At 47.1% G+C, this 16448-nt stretch carries 18 protein-coding genes; all 18 read right to left on the bottom strand.

Features of this window, described 5'->3' with window-relative positions:
• Nucleotides 1-15 precede the first annotated feature (15 nt).
• Complete coding sequence (locus tag J2X61_RS27925) at nt 16-2091, bottom strand: chemotaxis protein CheA (RefSeq protein ID WP_274471336.1); 2076 nt, start codon at nt 2089-2091, stop codon at nt 16-18.
• 45 nt (nt 2092-2136) lie between these two features.
• Complete coding sequence (locus tag J2X61_RS27920; RefSeq protein ID WP_310192644.1) at nt 2137-3243, bottom strand: protein-glutamate methylesterase/protein-glutamine glutaminase; 1107 nt, start codon at nt 3241-3243, stop codon at nt 2137-2139.
• 48 nt (nt 3244-3291) lie between these two features.
• The gene (locus J2X61_RS27915; RefSeq protein ID WP_310192640.1) at nt 3292-4161 is read right to left on the bottom strand and encodes a MinD/ParA family protein; all 870 of its coding nucleotides are present in this window, start codon (nt 4159-4161) and stop codon (nt 3292-3294) included.
• Nucleotides 4158-5501, bottom strand: a complete 1344-nt coding sequence (flhF, locus tag J2X61_RS27910) for a flagellar biosynthesis GTPase FlhF (RefSeq protein ID WP_310192637.1) — start codon at nt 5499-5501, stop codon at nt 4158-4160. Before flhF ends, J2X61_RS27915 begins: the two co-directional genes overlap by 4 nt.
• Nucleotides 5498-7531, bottom strand: coding sequence for a flagellar biosynthesis protein FlhA (flhA, locus tag J2X61_RS27905; RefSeq protein ID WP_310192634.1), 2034 nt, complete (start codon nt 7529-7531; stop codon nt 5498-5500). The genes flhF and flhA overlap by 4 nt, the downstream gene beginning before the upstream one ends.
• Before the next feature lie 22 nt (nt 7532-7553).
• A complete protein-coding gene (gene flhB, locus J2X61_RS27900) occupies nt 7554-8648 on the bottom strand; it encodes a flagellar biosynthesis protein FlhB (RefSeq protein ID WP_274471331.1) in 1095 nt (364 codons plus the stop codon).
• Between the two features lie 13 nt (nt 8649-8661).
• A complete protein-coding gene (gene fliR / locus J2X61_RS27895) occupies nt 8662-9459 on the bottom strand; it encodes a flagellar biosynthetic protein FliR (protein ID WP_274471330.1) in 798 nt (265 codons plus the stop codon).
• A 12-nt stretch (nt 9460-9471) separates the two neighbouring features.
• Complete coding sequence (gene fliQ, locus J2X61_RS27890) at nt 9472-9741, bottom strand: flagellar biosynthesis protein FliQ (RefSeq protein WP_127451055.1); 270 nt, start codon at nt 9739-9741, stop codon at nt 9472-9474.
• A 26-nt stretch (nt 9742-9767) separates the two neighbouring features.
• Complete coding sequence (fliP, locus tag J2X61_RS27885) at nt 9768-10541, bottom strand: flagellar type III secretion system pore protein FliP (protein WP_310192626.1); 774 nt, start codon at nt 10539-10541, stop codon at nt 9768-9770.
• Nucleotides 10538-11170: a flagellar biosynthetic protein FliO gene (locus J2X61_RS27880; RefSeq protein ID WP_274471327.1), complete on the bottom strand. Its 633-nt coding sequence runs from the start codon at nt 11168-11170 to the stop codon at nt 10538-10540. Before J2X61_RS27880 ends, fliP begins: the two co-directional genes overlap by 4 nt.
• Nucleotides 11171-11218: 48 nt before the next feature.
• Complete coding sequence (locus tag J2X61_RS27875; protein ID WP_126144987.1) at nt 11219-11581, bottom strand: response regulator; 363 nt, start codon at nt 11579-11581, stop codon at nt 11219-11221.
• Between the two features lie 24 nt (nt 11582-11605).
• On the bottom strand, nt 11606-12901 hold the full coding sequence (gene fliY, locus J2X61_RS27870; RefSeq protein ID WP_310192621.1) for a flagellar motor switch phosphatase FliY: 1296 nt from the start codon (nt 12899-12901) through the stop codon (nt 11606-11608).
• Complete coding sequence (gene fliM, locus J2X61_RS27865; protein ID WP_310192619.1) at nt 12891-13889, bottom strand: flagellar motor switch protein FliM; 999 nt, start codon at nt 13887-13889, stop codon at nt 12891-12893. Before fliM ends, fliY begins: the two co-directional genes overlap by 11 nt.
• Nucleotides 13890-13925: 36 nt before the next feature.
• Nucleotides 13926-14411, bottom strand: a complete 486-nt coding sequence (locus J2X61_RS27860; RefSeq protein WP_310192617.1) for a flagellar basal body-associated FliL family protein — start codon at nt 14409-14411, stop codon at nt 13926-13928.
• A complete protein-coding gene (locus J2X61_RS27855) occupies nt 14412-14633 on the bottom strand; it encodes a flagellar FlbD family protein (protein WP_274471320.1) in 222 nt (73 codons plus the stop codon).
• 60 nt (nt 14634-14693) lie between these two features.
• Nucleotides 14694-15515 (bottom strand): flagellar basal body rod protein FlgG, encoded by an 822-nt coding sequence (flgG, locus tag J2X61_RS27850; protein ID WP_310192612.1) that lies wholly within the window; start codon nt 15513-15515, stop codon nt 14694-14696.
• A gap of 90 nt (nt 15516-15605) precedes the next feature.
• A complete protein-coding gene (locus tag J2X61_RS27845) occupies nt 15606-15992 on the bottom strand; it encodes a TIGR02530 family flagellar biosynthesis protein (RefSeq protein WP_310192608.1) in 387 nt (128 codons plus the stop codon).
• Nucleotides 15989-16432, bottom strand: coding sequence for a flagellar hook assembly protein FlgD (gene flgD / locus J2X61_RS27840; RefSeq protein WP_396135517.1), 444 nt, complete (start codon nt 16430-16432; stop codon nt 15989-15991). The genes J2X61_RS27845 and flgD overlap by 4 nt, the downstream gene beginning before the upstream one ends.
• Between the last annotated feature and the right edge of the window lie 16 nt (nt 16433-16448).

Genomic DNA, 16448 nt, shown 5'->3' with positions numbered 1-16448 from the left:
TTGGATGTTCTATCGTTATTTGATCAATGCGTTCGGATCGATAATGAGTGCTACTTGACCATCGCCGAGAATCGTTGCGCCAGAGATGGCGAACAAGCCCGTTAAGTATTTGCCTAACGTTTTGAGGACGATTTCCTGTTGGCCGATAAATTCATCAACCATTAGGGCTACTTGCTTATCGCCCTTGCGAACGACAACAATTTCGGTTTCCTCTTCGAGATCCTCGTTATAATCCGGCACCTCGAACAAAGTGCTCAAAGAAACCAACGGGATCACCGACTTCCGGTAGTCCACCATTTTATTGCCATGAATGTTGCGGATTTGCTTCTTCTGGATCGCCGATGTCTCAACAATGGAGGAAAGCGGTATCGCATATTTCTCACTGCCCAGACGGACCAGCATCGCGGAAATAATGGATAGCGTGAGCGGCAATTGAACCGAGAACTTGCTGCCGTGTCCAGGCTTGGAATCGACTTGGACATGACCGCCAAGCGATTGAATCTTCGTTTTCACGACATCCAGACCAACGCCGCGTCCGGAAATGTCCGAGATTTTCTCGGCCGTACTAAAGCCGGAAGCAAATAGCAAGTTGTAAACTTCCTTATCCGTCAGTTTCGCCGCTTGCTCAGCCGTAACCAATCCATTTTTGAGAGCTGTCTTCAATACTTTCTCTCTGTAGATTCCTCTGCCGTCTTCTTCGATTTCGATAAATACATGATTGCCGCTGTGGAAAGCGCGAAGCTGAATCGTGCCATGCTCGCTCTTGCCGGCAGCCAAACGGTCGCTGATCGGCTCAATTCCATGATCCACCGCATTTCGCAGCAAATGAACGAGCGGATCGCCGATTTCGTCGATGACCGTGCGGTCGAGCTCCGTTTCCGCCCCGGTGATGATCAAATCAACCTTTTTGTCCAATGATTTCGCCAAATCGCGAATCATCCGCGGGAACCGGTTGAAGACTGAATCTACCGGCACCATGCGGAGCTTGAGCACGATATTTTGCAGATCGCTGCTCACTCTGGACATATGCTCTACGGTCTCTGTCAGATCGTTGCGTTTCACTTCACTTGCAAGCTGCTCCAGTCGTACCCGGTCAATCAATAGCTCGCTGAACAAATTCATAAGCGCATCCAAACGCTCAATATCTACACGGATCGTACGGTTCGCAACCGGAGCTCCGCCTGCCGCTGGTTTGGCCGGGGCTGCCGGTTCAGCTGCCTTCGCTGCAGGAGCTTCAGGTGCCGCAGGCGCAACGGCGGCAACCGCTGCTGCGATTTCTTTCCGGGCGGCTTCCACTTCACTTTGCGGACGTGACAGCTCTGCTAATGATTCCGAGTCCACTGTAATAATGACAGCGGATTCGATCTCCGAAACATTGAGAATCTCTTTCTCTAATGTAGCTTGGTCGACTTTGGAGATATAATATAAAGAGAACGAACGATCGAACTTCTCCTGTTCGATTTCTTGCACGGATGGAGTTGCTTTGACGATTTCGCCATTACGCTCTAGTGCATCGAATACCATGTAGGCACGTGCGGCTTTCAGAACGCAGTTCTCATTGACGTTCACTTCAATGTAGAAAACGAGGAAGCCCGCCTCGATGGATTGCTGCAAAATGGAGAATTGAAATTCATCCACTTCGATGCCTTTCACCGGCTCTTTGACAGCTTTGGCTGCAGCTCCACCAGAAGGAGCTTGAGCCGTTTTGTATTCACCTGTCACGATGGAACGAAGGGATACGACGATGGTACTAACGTCCGCTTTCCCCGTACCGCCTTGTATGATATCTTCTACCATCGATTCTAGCGAATCGAGACTTTTGAAGATGCAGTCGAAAATAAACGAATCCATCTCAATTTTGCTGTTGCGGACCATATCCAGAACATTTTCCATCTCGTGCGTCAGGGAGGCGATATCCTCAAACCCCATGGTTGCGGACATTCCCTTCAACGTATGTGCAGAACGGAAAATATTATGTACAATGCTAATGTCTTGAGGGTTACTCTCTAAACTTAGTAAGTTTTCATTCAAAGATTGCAGATGCTCTTTCGACTCATCGATAAACATAGATAAATATTGACTAAGTTCCAAACCCACACACCTCCAATAGGATCAATCAGTTACTTGCTTGTTCATTCAAGAAAGTACACATTGCGCCAGTCGAGCAGCGATTTCCTGCTGCGGCAGCACATGCATGGCCGCTTGCATCTCTACAGCCGCTCGGGGCATGCCGTACACGACGCAAGTTTCTTCAGACTCGGCAATGGTTGTCTGCACACCGGATTGCCGTAAGGAAAACATTCCTCTTGCGCCATCGCTTCCCATACCTGTCATCAGGACGATGTGCCGCTTCAACTCACTTAAGTCAAGCAAGGACTCAAACATGACATCCACCGAGGGGCGGTGGCCAGAACGAGGCTCTTCTTTGGTCAATCGAATTTTGTACGTTCTATTCACATCTTTATGCACCACCATATGCCAGCCGCCTGGAGCTACATAGGCCGTAGCCGGCTTGAGCACATCTCCGTCCGCTGCCTCGAAGACTTGGATCTGGGAGATGTCGTTCAGACGCTGCGCCAATGATTTCGTGAAGTTGGGCGGCATATGCTGGACAATTAATATCGGAGCAGGAAAGCCTGCAGGGATATTGGAAATGACTTGATGCAAAGCCCGCGGCCCACCGGTCGAAGTCCCGATCGCTACGAGATGATCGAAGTGCGTGGAGCCTGTAGTGCTCACTAATTTCGTCTCCGGCTGCTTTAACGCCCGATTCGGAATTTGTGGCAATTGATTCAGCTTCGGTAAAGGCGCAGCCTGCTGAATGGGCTGAAATGTTCTCAACTTGGTTCGAACAGCCATGTGCAGCTTCTCGTGAAGCAGCTGCTTCACTTTATACAAGTCCAAGGAGATCGATCCCGACGGCTTTCGAATAAAGTCGACAGCACCCCATTCAAGCGCTTTAATCGTTTCAGCTGCCCCCTCTTCCGTCAAGGAGCTTAACATAATGATGGGGGTTGGATGCTCAGCCATAATGCGCTGCAAAGCATCCAGTCCATTCATGATCGGCATCTCAATATCCATGGTTACCGCATCCGGCTTCAGAAGCTTGACTTGCTCAATCGCTTCCTGTCCATTCTTGGCCGTACCAATAATGTTATATTGAGGATTTTCAGAAATCAGATCGCTTATAATTTTTCGCATAAAGACGGAGTCATCTACGACTAGTATGTTATATGGTGCCATGCTGCTCCCCTCCCTTTATGTGCTAATTCGACACGACTCGCGAAAATCCTATTTTAAAAGTTTCATCATTTTATTTAAAAAGCCCTTGACACCCGTAGAAGGTGCTTCGATAACCGAATAGCCTTTCAAATAATTCTCGACGAGCGTTTGGAGACTTCTCGCCGCGCCTGAATTCGGGAAGGCTACCGTGAAAGGGACTTGCTTTCTGACCGCTTTGGAAACCGATATGTCTTCGTCCAGATAACCAAGGGTAGGAATATGAAGATCCAGGAACTGCTTGGCAACCAAGGCAATCTTGTCCGCCGTCTGCTTCCCTTCCTTCATATCCGTGACGCGATTGATAATGAGTTTGAAAGAAACGTTGTGCCCCATGGAGCTAACCATCTTAATAATTGCGTAAGCATCGGTGATTGACGTCGGTTCAGGTGTTGTTACGACGAACGTCTCTTCGGCGGCTAGAATAAACTTTAGCGTTTCTTTCGATAAACCGGCCCCTGTGTCAAAAATGATGAAATCCACGTAGCCGTTAAGCTGCATCACTTGTTCTGCGAAATAATCCAGCTCCTCTTGGGATAAGCGGAGCAAGTCGTTAAAGCCGGATCCACCGGCGATGAAATCCAAATTACCTGTACCCTTCTGGATAATCTCCCAGATCGTTTTCTCTCTCTTCAATAGATGATACAGATTGTATTTGGATGAAATTCCCATTAATACGTCAATATTCGCTAAGCCGATGTCAGCATCAAAAACTAGAACCTTATAACCTTGGGACTGAAGCGTTAATGCAAAGTTCAGCGTGAAATTGGATTTCCCGACGCCACCCTTTCCGCTAGTCACGGTAATAATCCTGGTTGATCTAGTGGCTTTATCATTCTGAAGTTGGACCAGGTTCCGCAACCCTTCTGCTTGATCCTTCATGCTTGAGGTTCCTCCAATAACATATCGATAATTTGCCACTCGTCCAGCTCCGTAATGTCGTCCGGAACGTTTTGACCGTTCGTCACATACGAGAGGTGCAAGGAGAACTCGTGAACAACATTAACAATGGCACCGTAAGAATCCGTTTCGTCCATTTTGGTGAAAATGACTTTATCCAATTTGAACTTATTGAAATTGTTCGTAATGGCCTTCATGTCCCGGTACTTCGTCGTTAGACTCAGCACTAGAATCGTCTCGCTGCTGCCCTGCGTGGAGAGAAGCGAATTCAACTCGGAGACGTACATTTCGTTACGGAAATTGCGACCGGCCGTATCCATGAAGATCACGTCGCAATCCGCCAAATGATGAAACGCTTTGACCAAATCCTGCGGCGAGAACACAACCTCCAAAGGAACGTTCAAAATGGTCGCATACGTTTTGAGCTGTTCGATTGCCGCAATCCGGTACGTGTCCGACGTAATGAAGCCGACTTTGCGCTGATATTTCAGCACTTGCTCGGCGGCCAGCTTGGCAATTGTCGTCGTTTTACCAACACCTGTTGGTCCTACGAAATGAACAACGCGCGTTGATGGCGATATGCGTTTGCTGTGATTCGTCTGAAAGAGTTGGCCTAGCTTCACTCTAACGAGCTGCCGGGCACTTTCGTCCGTGACCGGTTCGTCCGCGAGCCTGAAATCCGCTAACGTTTCCTCCATGATTTGCCGCACTAAGGCAGGGTCGACCTCTTGATCGCAGAGGCGCTGTTCAAGCTTTTGCAGCGGCTCCGGAAGAAGATCTACGTCGGAAGCTTGCGTCAGCTTCTTCATCATTTCCTTCATCTGTTTAAGCTCATCGATCAGGTGGTCATCTTTCTGATAAACAGACCGATTGGCTGTGTGAACTGAAGCAGGCGTATATGCCGTTGACGCTTGCCCGGTTAGTGGAACAGCGGTTTGCAGTTGGGCAGCTTGCGACTGCGCCGGCGGCTCAGAAGCGGCGCTAACAGCTACAGGCGCTTTCGGAACGGAGACAGGCGCCAGCACATCGGGAACCTCGGGAAAATCGGATTGATACGGAACCGATCTCGCTGCTTGCCCTTGCATCGCGGCTGCGGGCACCTTAACCGGTTGAGGCTGCTGAGCTACTCTAGGCGCAGCTGGCGCGGTGTTAGCATTATCGATCGCTGCGATAACCTCGATTTTTTTCTTGCCGAACATGCCAAGAAATCCGCCTGTGCGAATTTCTTTGGTGTTCAGGATGACGGCGTCCTTGCCTAGATCCGTGCGAATTTTCTGCAGCGCATCAGGCATGGAATCGACAACATATCGTTTTACTCTCATAAATTGACTACCCCCATGCTCTGAATTTCTACGCTAGGCTCCAGCTCGCTGTACGATAAAACAGGGATGTCTTGCAGCGTGCGCTCCAGCAATTGCCGTAAATACATCCGAATCGTAGGTGAAGTCAGAATGACCGGCTGTTGACCGGATTGAATCAACTTGGTCACCTGCTCGCTGACGCGGTGATAAATAATTTGTGACGATGATGGATCAAGCGCCAAGTAGCTGCCTTGATCGGATTGCTGCACGGAATCGGCAATTTTCTTCTCCACGGACGGACCGACCGTGATGACTTTCAAGGAATCTCCCAAAGAAGTAAATTGTTGTGTGATTTGACGCGACAGCGACTGTCTCACATATTCCGTCAAAATCTCGGGATCCTTCGTATAGGTACCGTAATCGGCGAGCGTCTCCAAGATAGTGACCAAATCGCGGACCGAAATTTTCTCCCGGAGCAGCTTGGCCAACACTTTCTGGACATCGCCAATGGAAAGAACGGATGGAATGAGATCATCCACAAGCGCCGGGTAAGACTCGCGCACATTGTCGATAAGCGCTTTGGTTTCTTGACGGCCGAGCAGCTCGTGCGTATGCTTCTTAATAATTTCCGTCAGATGCGTAGCGACGACGGATGGCGGATCGACAACGGTATAACCGGACAGCTCCGCTCTCTCCTTCGTCACTTCGTCAATCCAGATCGCCGGCAATCCGAAGGCAGGCTCCGTCGTTTCGATCCCTGCAATCGAATCATCGTCAATCCCTGGACTCATAGCCAGGTAGTGGTTAAGGAGTAGTTCGCCGCGTGCAACCGTATTGCCTTTAATTTTGATGATATACTCATTAGGACGTAACTGGATATTATCGCGAATCCGGATAACCGGCACGACGACACCAAGCTCAAGTGCGCATTGGCGGCGGATGAGGATGATGCGATCGAGCAAATCCCCTCCCTGCTGCGTGTCCGCAAGCGGAATGAGGCCATAGCCGAACTCAAACTCAATGGGATCAACCTGAAGCAGCGAAATAACGCTCTCTGGACTGCGCACTTCCTCGATCTGCTGTTCTTCCACAAGCTGTTCTTCTTTGATCGCTTCGCGCTCCAAATTTTTCTGCATCTTGTAACCCGCGAAAACCAACAAACCCGCGATCGGGAATGTTGTGAACCAATGAATAGGTGTGAAAATGCCAAGCATCACGAGCGTCCCCGCTACGATATAGAGCAGCTTGGGTTGCGATGTCAATTGCTTCGTGACGTCATGACCCAAATTACCTTCCGAAGAAGCTCGTGTCACAATAATACCGGCAGCCGTCGAAATCAAGAGGGCTGGAATCTGCGACACCAATCCGTCGCCGATCGTTAAGATCGAGAACGTTTGTAGCGCTTCCGAGAAGTCCATGCCTTTCATGGTCATCCCGATAATAAAGCCGCCGATCAAATTGATGACGAGGATCACGATACCTGCGATTGCATCTCCCTTGACGAATTTACTGGCACCATCCATCGCTCCGTAGAAATCGGCTTCCCGCTCAATCTTCTGTCTGCGCTCGCGGGCTTGTACCTCGTTAATTAAGCCGGCGTTCAGATCGGCATCAATACTCATTTGCTTACCGGGCATCGCGTCGAGTGTAAATCTCGCTGCAACTTCGGCAACGCGCTCAGAACCTTTGGTAATTACGATGAACTGAACCAAGACAAGGATAAGAAAGACAACGAATCCCACGACAATATTGCCTTGTGCTACGAAAGAACCAAAAGTTCTGACCACGTCGCCGGCTTCGGCATGAGATAAAATGTTCCGCGTTGTCGATACGTTCAGAGCTAGCCGGAACAAGGTTGTGATCAAGAGCAAAGATGGAAAAATGGAAAACTGCAGCGCCTCTTGGGTATTCATCGCCACCAAGATGATCATCAATGCGACGGAAATGTTAATAATCAGGAGAAAATCCAGCAAAGGGATTGGAATTGGTACAATCATCATTAATACGATACCGATAATACCTATAAGGACGACTAAATCTTTCACTTTCATTAGATTGTACCTCCCTTCTCGTTTAATTCGTCTTACCTTTCATTTTATAAACGTAAGCCAATACTTCTGCGACTGCCTGAAATAGTTCGGCGGGAATCGCCTCCCCGATTTCGACTTGTGCGAAAATCGCTCTGGCAAGCGGCTTGTTCTCCATCGTCATAACGCCGTTCTTCTTGGCCACTTCTTTGATTTTCAAGGCTACATAATCGGCGCCTTTGGCGATGACGGTCGGAGCTTGCATATTCGATGCATCATATTTCAATGCGACCGCGAAGTGCGTCGGGTTCGTAATGATCACGTCCGCTTTGGGCACTTCCTGCATCATCCGCTGCATGGCCATCTGGCGCTGTTTGGCCCGGATCTTCCCTTTAATAAGCGGATCGCCTTCGCTTTTCTTATATTCATCTTTGATGTCTTGCTTGGACATTCGCAAGCTTTTCTCATATTCATATTTCTGATAGATATAATCAAGAATTGCAAGAACGATCAATACAGCACCGATCTTAATACCCAGCTTGAGCGTTACCGATGCAATGAAGGAGAAGGTGCTTTCCAGCGGTGCATGGCCCAAACCTAACAGTTTAGCCTTTTCACCCATTAACGTGGTGTACACGACATAACCGATGATCGTCATCTTCAATGTTGATTTCAAGAAGTCCATCACGGTCCGCAAGGAGAAAATGCGCTTGAATCCTTCAATCGGATTGATTTTGTTGAACTTCATCATAAGCGGTTCGCCAATAAACATGAAGCCGATCTGCGCATAGTTTCCGACGATGGCAATGATCATGACAAGCAGAAAGATCGGCGCTAAGATAAACAAACCCTGCTGCACCAAATCCACGAAGAGTACCTGCACATTGCTCATGGTAATGTCCATGTTGAGCTGATTCTCGTATACGTTAAGGAAAATATGGAGTATTTTCTCTTTCATGAAACTGCCGAACATGAGAAACGATACGAATGAAAAAAGCAGAATCATTGCCGCGGGCAAATCCATGCTTTTGGCAACTTGACCTTTCTTACGGGCTTCCTGCCTTTTCTTCGGCGTTGCAGGTTCCGTCTTTTCCCCAGCAAACCATTGTAAATCAAGCTGTAAGCGAAGTTGTTGGGACACGGCTTCCTCCTGCCTACGGAGATGGTTGCTGTGTGCCGTTCATAAGCCCGAGCAGCTTCTCCATATAATCGAAAATCGTTGCGAACAAACCTTGAAACTGCGAGATCAATTCCGGGAACAAAACGATCAGCAAGAAAAAGCCCAGAATCATTTTGAGTGGTGCGCCTATGACGAAAATATTAAATTGCGGCGCAACGCGCGTTAAAAGCCCCAAACCTAAATCCGTCAAAAAAAGGGCTGCTATGATGGGAGCAGCGAGTTGAAACGAAAGATAAAACATTTTGGCTAACGAATGAAATAAGAAATCGGAAACTTGGCCATTGTAGATTTGAGCGAACAATTTGTTGTCGAGCGGGACCCATTGATAGCTGTCCATTATGGCTCGAAGTAGATAATGATGGCCATCGAAAGATAGAAACAATAAGACGGCAATCATATACTTCAGATTCCCCAGCATGGGGGTCGAGGCTCCTGTCAACGGATCAATGACGCTCGCCATACTGAAACCGATTTGCATATCCATGAAAGAGCCGGCCGTCTGAATGACCGAGAAAAAGATATAGGCCACGAAACCAAGCAAAATGCCAATCAGCATTTCGCGAATAATCAAAAGTACATATTCACCATCTAGCGGAATCGGCTTATCCAACCCCATACTTGCGAAGATGATGAACGAAATGAATACAGAAAGTCCGACTTTGAACATCATCGGGACATTTCTGGAGGAAAGAATCGGAACCACGACAAAGAACGATGTAATTCGACAAAAGATAAGCAAAAAAATAGGAATTGCTTGAAAGACTAATGTCATCGCGCTCACAACCTATCCAACGAATTTGTAAAGGTTGTTGAGTAAATTAAACGTAAAATCAACCAATGTGTTCATGATCCACGGTCCAAATATTAAGATGGAGAGCAATACGGCAACAATTTTGGGAACAAAAGCAAGTGTTTGCTCTTGAATCTGCGTCGTCGCTTGAAAAATACTAATGATCAGACCCACAACAAGTCCAATCACCAGCATAGGTGCGCTTGCTTTAAGAACGGTATACACAGCTTCACCGGCAATGCGAATAACAAATTCCGAACCCATCTAGGAAACCTCCGATATTTCGATCCTCAACCGTAGCTTAAGAGTAACGATCTCACCACAAGATACCAACCGTCGACAAGAATAAATAGCAGAATCTTAAAAGGTAATGAAATCATGACTGGCGGTAACATCATCATCCCCATGGCCATTAACGTACTGGACACGACCATATCGATGACGAGGAATGGAATGAATATCATGAATCCCATCTGGAAAGCTGATTTCAATTCGCTGATGGCATAGGCTGGAACCAATGAAGTAAGTGGGATATCTTCTACGCCTGTCGGCGCCTTAGCCTTGGTGTAATCTAAGAATAGCTTTAAGTCCTTCTGCCTCGTATGTTTGAACATGAATTTCTTCATCGGCAGGGCGGCTTTCTCGAACGCTTGGGTTTGATTAATTTCACCTTTCAAATAAGGTTGAAGGGCGACTTGGTTAACTTCTCCCAGAGTTGGAGACATGATAAAAAAGGTTAAAAACAGAGCGAGTCCGATTAGAACCTGATTGGGTGGCATCTGCTGGGTACCGAGCGAAGTGCGCACGAATCCAAGCACGATGACAATGCGTGTGAAACTGGTCATAAGAATGAGAAACGACGGCGCTAGGCTTAATACAGTCAATAGAAGCAACAAAGTTACTGTGTTGGAGGATCCGGCAGCCGTACCTCCGGTCCCGATATTGACATTCAAGCCAGGAATCGGATTATTCGGATCCGGCTCCGCGGCAGATGCAGTTAACGATAATAGAAACACGGAAACCAACGCAACCAGAAGCATGAACACTAATTTATTTCTTTTCATTCATCATTCAACCGATCTTTATGTTTTTGATCCGAAATCCAATCTTCCACGTGTTTGTTACGGTTCGTTACTCGTTGCAGCTTATCATGAAACACTTGCTGGAAGGTCGAAGTGAGTTCAACCTCTTCTTCTATGTCTTTCTTCTTCACCGGCAGCTTGCTGATCCACTTGCTTACGGTCGTGAAGCCCATTCGATCATCTTGGGAGGACGTAAGCAACTCTGTAATGTATGCTACTTCATCGGCGTCATTGATCTTGTCCAGCAGTTGGATGTTGTCTCCGACGCCTACCACGAAGAGCGAGCGGCCAATCTCAACGATCTGAATCGATTTGTTTTGGCCTAGGGGAACTCCACCTAATGAGCGAATCGAGTTCCCGAACATGGTTCCCTTATTTTTCTTCGCCATGTACCTAATAAGGACATAGAAAAGGAGAATAATTAAGATTAAGTAGAAAATAACCTTCACAATCATGCCAAACGAATCGAAGGCATCCGTTGTAGGGAATTCTGAAGAAGGAATCCCTTGTCCCGGCTCTGTTTCCGCAAAGCTCAGGGACTGGGTATACAACAAGGCAGATAAACTAAGTACACCTGTTAAAAGTCGTTTAATCGAGTTGAGTCTTCTCATAGTCACATCCCTTTCGGCTTATGTAAGACTCGACCGAATGAAGACGGCTTAACCTAGAGTCTTTTTAATCGCTTCGATAACGCGGTCTGCTTGGAACGGCTTCACGATGAAATCTTTGGCTCCGGCTTGAATCGCATCGATAACCATCGCTTGCTGACCCATCGCTGAACACATGATAACTTTCGCATTTGGCTCAATCTTCTTGATTTCTTTCAAAGCTTGAATACCGTCCATCTCAGGCATAGTGATATCCATTGTAATCAGGTCAGGCTTCAATTCCTTGTATTTCTCGATAGCTTGAGCGCCATCGTTCGCTTCACCACAAACCTCATAACCATTTTTGGTTAAAATATCACGAATCATCATTCTCATAAATGCAGCATCATCAACAATAAGAATACGGTTAGCCATGAATAAAGTCCCCCTAAAATTAAATTATTGCAACTTTTGAATTCGTTCCCATTGGTTGACAATGTCCGTAACACGAACCCCAAAGTTCTCATCGATGACGACGACTTCGCCTTTGGCAATCAACTTATTATTCACTAAGATGTCTACAGGCTCACCTGCTAGCTTATCCAATTCAATAATCGATCCTTGGGACAATTCCAAGATGTCTTTAATCACCTTATGTGTCCTGCCTAATTCTACAGTTACCTTAAGAGGTATATCCAGTAGTAAATTAAGGTTCGTATCGTCCGCATGCCCTAAGGAACCGTTCTGCAAATTGCCGAATTGCACCGGCTGCACATTCACATTCCGATTAGGCATCCCGCCGTTATAAGCTGCTGGCGGCTGTTGTTGATACATCGGCTGCGGTGGGTACATCGGTTGTCCCATCGACGGATGGCCCATCGGCGGCTGCATCGGCTGTTGGTACATCGGTTGTTCATACATAGGCTGCTGCTGATACATCGGTTGCTCATACATCGGTTGAGCAGCGGCAGAGGGCGGTGTATGAACTTCCTGCGCAGGTGCCGGGGCAGGAATAGAATTTGGTGCCGGCGCTTGAACGGCAGGAGCAGCTTCCATGGCAGAATCGGATCCGCCCCCCATAAGGATCGATACCATTTCTTTGGCGAAAGGAACAGGTAATAATTGCATGATATTGGAATCAATAAGGTCGCCAATGATGAGTCGGAACGATATCTTAATAAATACGTCTTCGTCAGGTAGTTTTCCTTCTCCTTTCGACAAATTTAATATGTCGATTCCTGGGGGAGAAATGTTGACAAATCGATTAAAGATGGTAGACATCGAAGTCGCCGACGAGCCCATCATTTGATTCATCGCTTCTTGTACGGCGCTGATATGAATTTCGCTCAGATTTTCATCTCCGCCAGTTCCGTCCCCGCCCATCATTAAGTCGGCGATGACTTGTGCGTCGCGCGTTTTGATAACCAGCAAGTTAATGCCGTCGAAGCCGTCAACATAGTTCACATGCACCGCCACATGAGGTTTCGGGAACTCTTGCTCCAGTTCTTCCTTGCCGATGACGGATACTTTCGGAGTCGTAATATCGACTTTTTTGCCCAGCAATGTGGATAATGCCGTCGCCGCGCTGCCGAATGTAATATTGCCGATTTCACCTAAAGCATCTTGTTCCAAGGAAGATAAATAATCTTCAACTTGCGGAGACCCGTGGAAAGAAGAGGCTGAACTATCGTCCGAAGACTGTCTCAATAAGGCATCGATCTCTTCCTGGGACAAATAATCTCTATTATTCGTCATTATCTTCTTCTCCTTCATTTACGATATCTGTTATCTGCACAGCCATCTTCCCTTTTCTGGTACCGGGGCTTCCGAGATATTTCAGCTTCTCGCCCACTTTGACTTGAAGCGAATCTTCGACGGATTTTTGCAGCGGGATGACATCGCCGACAGTTAAGCCAAGGAAATCCCGGACTGAAATTTCGGACGAACCCAATTCTGCAATGAGAGGCAGCTTGGTTTTCTCCAAGCGCGATTGAAGTGCTTCCACTTCTTCAGGGGCTCTCGTCTTCTTCTGCGATACGAACCAGTGATGTACCGAGAGACGAGGCATGATCGGTTCGATGACGACATGCGGAATACACAGGTTGATCATTCCGGATGTGTCGCCAATTTTGGTGCTTAAGGAAATCAATGCGATCGTTTCGTTCGGTGAAACAATCTGCATAAATTGCGGATTGGTCTCAAGTGCCTCTAATCGAGGCTGTATATCAATCACGGTTTTCCAAGCCTCTTGCAGGCTGTCAAACGCTCTGCTAAAAATACGTTCCATAACAATCGTTTCAATCTCAGTCAAAGCATTAATCTTGGTCGGGGAAGTCCCCGCACCGCCTAGCAATCGGTCCAGCATGGCGAAAGCAACGTTAGGATGAACCTCAAGCACCATTCGACCCTCTAAAGGCTCCGCTTCAAAGATGTTCAAAATGGTCATTTTCGGGATCGACCGGATAAACTCGTCGTAAGGCAGCTGCTCCACCTGAACTACATTAATTTGTACGAATGTACGAAGCTGTGCAGAGAAGTAAGTCGTCAAAAACCTTGCAAAGTTTTCATGAATCCGAGTTAAGCTGCGAATATGATCTTTGGAGAAGCGAACGGCTCTTTTGAAATCGTAAGCCCTGACTTTCTTCTGCGTCTCTTCCTTTTTAAGTTCGTCCGCATCCATTTCGCCAGAGGACAACGCCGCTAACAAAGCATCGATCTCATTTTGCGACAAAACATCAACCATTAGAGTCACCTCCTTTAAGCAAAATCAAAAGCGAGTTTATTGAAGTACTTTATCGGTTATCCAAATTTGTTTGATTTTACCATCGTGCAGCAATGGGTTTAGTTTGTTCATTAATGTTGATGTTAAACTGTCGGAACCTTTGCTTCCTTCGATCTGATCTTTCGTCATATCACCAAGCGTTTGCACAATCGTGCCCTTCACTGCGGAGTCCAGCAAGCTGTCGAACTCGGTTTTGCCTTTGGCGTTTTCCATTTCGAAAGCGAAACTGATTTTAATGAAATTTTGGCTGCCTGACAGATTCGTCAAAATATCTTTGATAATCGCTGTATTAGCTTTCACCGTTTCTGCTGAAGGAGCCTTTGTCGGCTTCACGCTGGCAACGGCTTTCTGCGCTTGCTCGGCGGGGTCGCTCGATTGACTGTTCTTCTCCATAAAGTTCCACAACACGAATGCTGCTGTCAGAATTAGCGTGATAGCGATTAAAATTGAGACAACTAAAACAAAAATTTTGTTCTTAAACAATTACGAACCCTCCGCATCCTTTGACATAATTGTCGCTCGTATTGAGCCAATCTCCTGCATGTAGGTCCGCACTAAGCTTACCACAACCTCTGCTTTCTCGAGTACTGTGATTTTCTTGCCTGTCGTTAATGTAATCATGGTGTCCGGCGTCTCCTCGATCATCTCAATCAAGATAGCATTTAGGATGATGGCTTTACCATTTAAACGAGTGAGAGAAATCATCTTTCTCCTCCTGCATCAGGATAAGGGGAGACTAGCTCCCCTCTGTCATTTTAATCAAAATTAACGTTTCAGATTGACAACTTCTTGAAGAACTTCGTCAGACGTTGTAATAATCCGGGAATTCGCTTGAAAACCGCGCTGTGCGATAATCATTTCAGTGAATTCACCCGTTAAATCTACGTTTGACATTTCCAGTTGACCGGAAATAAGTGTTCCCGTGCCAGTCTCGGTATCGCCAGGTGCCACGACTTCGATAGCCCCTTCAGGATTGGCATTGGCTGTCATCCGGTACAAATTACCGCCGATCTTCTCAAGACCCGACGGATTGACGACTTTCACGACGCCGACCTTCTGGCCTGTGGCAACCGTAGCTCCCGTGTTATCCACACCGATGATATCGCCATTCTGAGAAATCGAGAACGAGACGATTTCTTCCGGGATGATGATGGGTCCGGCACCGTCTGCTCCCATTACGTGCAAGCCTTCGGCGTTAACGAGATTTCTGCTTGGATCCAACGTAAAGTTCCCTGATCTAGTTAAGTAAGGTGCATCTGTTTGCTCAGCAGTCCCGACTGCGAAGAATCCATCTCCATTAATACGCAGGTCAGTAGGTACATTCGTTGTCATGGCACTGCCTTGGGTATGTACAGTGTCAATAGAAGCTATGCTCACGCCTAATCCGACTTGTTGAGCATTCACACCGCCGCGGTTCTCGTCTGGCGCACTAATTCCCGACACCGTCTGGCTGAGAATGTCTTTAAACATAACACGGCTGCCTTTAAATCCAATGGTGTTTACGTTAGCGATATTATTACCGATAACATCCAATTTTGTTTGAAAACCACGCATACCTGAAACACCAGAGTACAAAGATCTTAACATCTAGCAATCCTCCTAATCGGATTAAAATCATACATGACGAGCTGCTTCCTTCGTTCCACAGCTCCAGGCTTCCTGCGCGGTCGAGCCTGATTATGAAATAATAATGGCACTGTCTATCTGAGTGAAAACATGATCATTCATTGCGTTTCCATCAAGCGCCGTCACAACAGTCCGGTTAGGGACATTGACGATCAAGGCGTTCCCGCCAAGAACCATCAGGGCATCCTTAGCTCCTTTGGCTGCAACTTTATCTATAGCTTTGCTAAGGTTATCCAGCTGCTCCGGTTTGAATTGAATGCCTCGCTCTTTCAGCCTAACCTCCGCATGATGACTGAAACGAACAAATTGCTCCTGAAGAAGTTTATGAAATGTGGGATTACCGGGGTTGGATACCGGCCGCTGTACAGGTGTTCGTCTCGCAGACGCTGGAGAAACCGCATTAGGATATAATTGACCTATGGATATTCTCTCTGTCATGGGGTTTCTTCGACATTCTCAATCTTCTTGAGCTTGTCTAGCGAAATTTCCACTCCCTTCACATTGGCGTATTGATTCCCGTCCTTGAACGTAATCGAATCAACGACGCCAGACTTTTCTGTCGTTGTGCCGGAAGCATCTGTTTCATCCCAAGTAATCGATTTGCCAATCAAGTTTGATACGTAACCGAGCGATTGACGCATCAGTTTCATTTCGCTAGCCATATTCGTCAACTGTTCGACGGATGTGAACTGCGCCATTTGGGCGATGAACTCTTTATCCTGCAGAGGCTGCGTCGGATCTTGATTCTGGAGCTGGGTAATCAAGATTTTCAGGAAATCGTCTTTCCCCAACGCATTGTTGTCTTTCTCCTTCGTCTTGGTATTCTTCCCCGCATTAATCAAGTCGGTCACATTGCCTACAATCGGGTTTGTTGCCACGATATCACCTCCAACT

Origin of the sequence: Bacillus sp. 3255, assembly GCF_031456485.1 — a bacterium.
GTDB lineage: Bacteria > Bacillota > Bacilli > Paenibacillales > NBRC-103111 > Paenibacillus_E.
Note: the sequence above shows the minus strand (reverse complement) of the source record. Positions and strands in the feature narration are given on the sequence as shown.

What these genes read in the sequence shown, in the direction of transcription:
- J2X61_RS27920 (WP_310192644.1), bottom strand. Translation starts at nt 3,243, where the DNA reads ATGGCACCATATAACATACTAGTCGTAGATGACTCCGTCTTTATGCGA.
- J2X61_RS27915 (WP_310192640.1), bottom strand. Translation starts at nt 4,161, where the DNA reads ATGAAGGATCAAGCAGAAGGGTTGCGGAACCTGGTCCAACTTCAGAAT.
- flhF (WP_310192637.1), bottom strand. Translation starts at nt 5,501, where the DNA reads ATGAGAGTAAAACGATATGTTGTCGATTCCATGCCTGATGCGCTGCAG.
- flhA (WP_310192634.1), bottom strand. Translation starts at nt 7,531, where the DNA reads ATGAAAGTGAAAGATTTAGTCGTCCTTATAGGTATTATCGGTATCGTA.
- fliR (WP_274471330.1), bottom strand. Translation starts at nt 9,459, where the DNA reads ATGACATTAGTCTTTCAAGCAATTCCTATTTTTTTGCTTATCTTTTGT.
- fliQ (WP_127451055.1), bottom strand. Translation starts at nt 9,741, where the DNA reads ATGGGTTCGGAATTTGTTATTCGCATTGCCGGTGAAGCTGTGTATACC.
- fliP (WP_310192626.1), bottom strand. Translation starts at nt 10,541, where the DNA reads ATGAAAAGAAATAAATTAGTGTTCATGCTTCTGGTTGCGTTGGTTTCC.
- J2X61_RS27880 (WP_274471327.1), bottom strand. Translation starts at nt 11,170, where the DNA reads ATGAGAAGACTCAACTCGATTAAACGACTTTTAACAGGTGTACTTAGT.
- J2X61_RS27875 (WP_126144987.1), bottom strand. Translation starts at nt 11,581, where the DNA reads ATGGCTAACCGTATTCTTATTGTTGATGATGCTGCATTTATGAGAATG.
- fliY (WP_310192621.1), bottom strand. Translation starts at nt 12,901, where the DNA reads ATGACGAATAATAGAGATTATTTGTCCCAGGAAGAGATCGATGCCTTA.
- fliM (WP_310192619.1), bottom strand. Translation starts at nt 13,889, where the DNA reads ATGGTTGATGTTTTGTCGCAAAATGAGATCGATGCTTTGTTAGCGGCG.
- J2X61_RS27855 (WP_274471320.1), bottom strand. Translation starts at nt 14,633, where the DNA reads ATGATTTCTCTCACTCGTTTAAATGGTAAAGCCATCATCCTAAATGCT.
- flgG (WP_310192612.1), bottom strand. Translation starts at nt 15,515, where the DNA reads ATGTTAAGATCTTTGTACTCTGGTGTTTCAGGTATGCGTGGTTTTCAA.
- J2X61_RS27845 (WP_310192608.1), bottom strand. Translation starts at nt 15,992, where the DNA reads ATGACAGAGAGAATATCCATAGGTCAATTATATCCTAATGCGGTTTCT.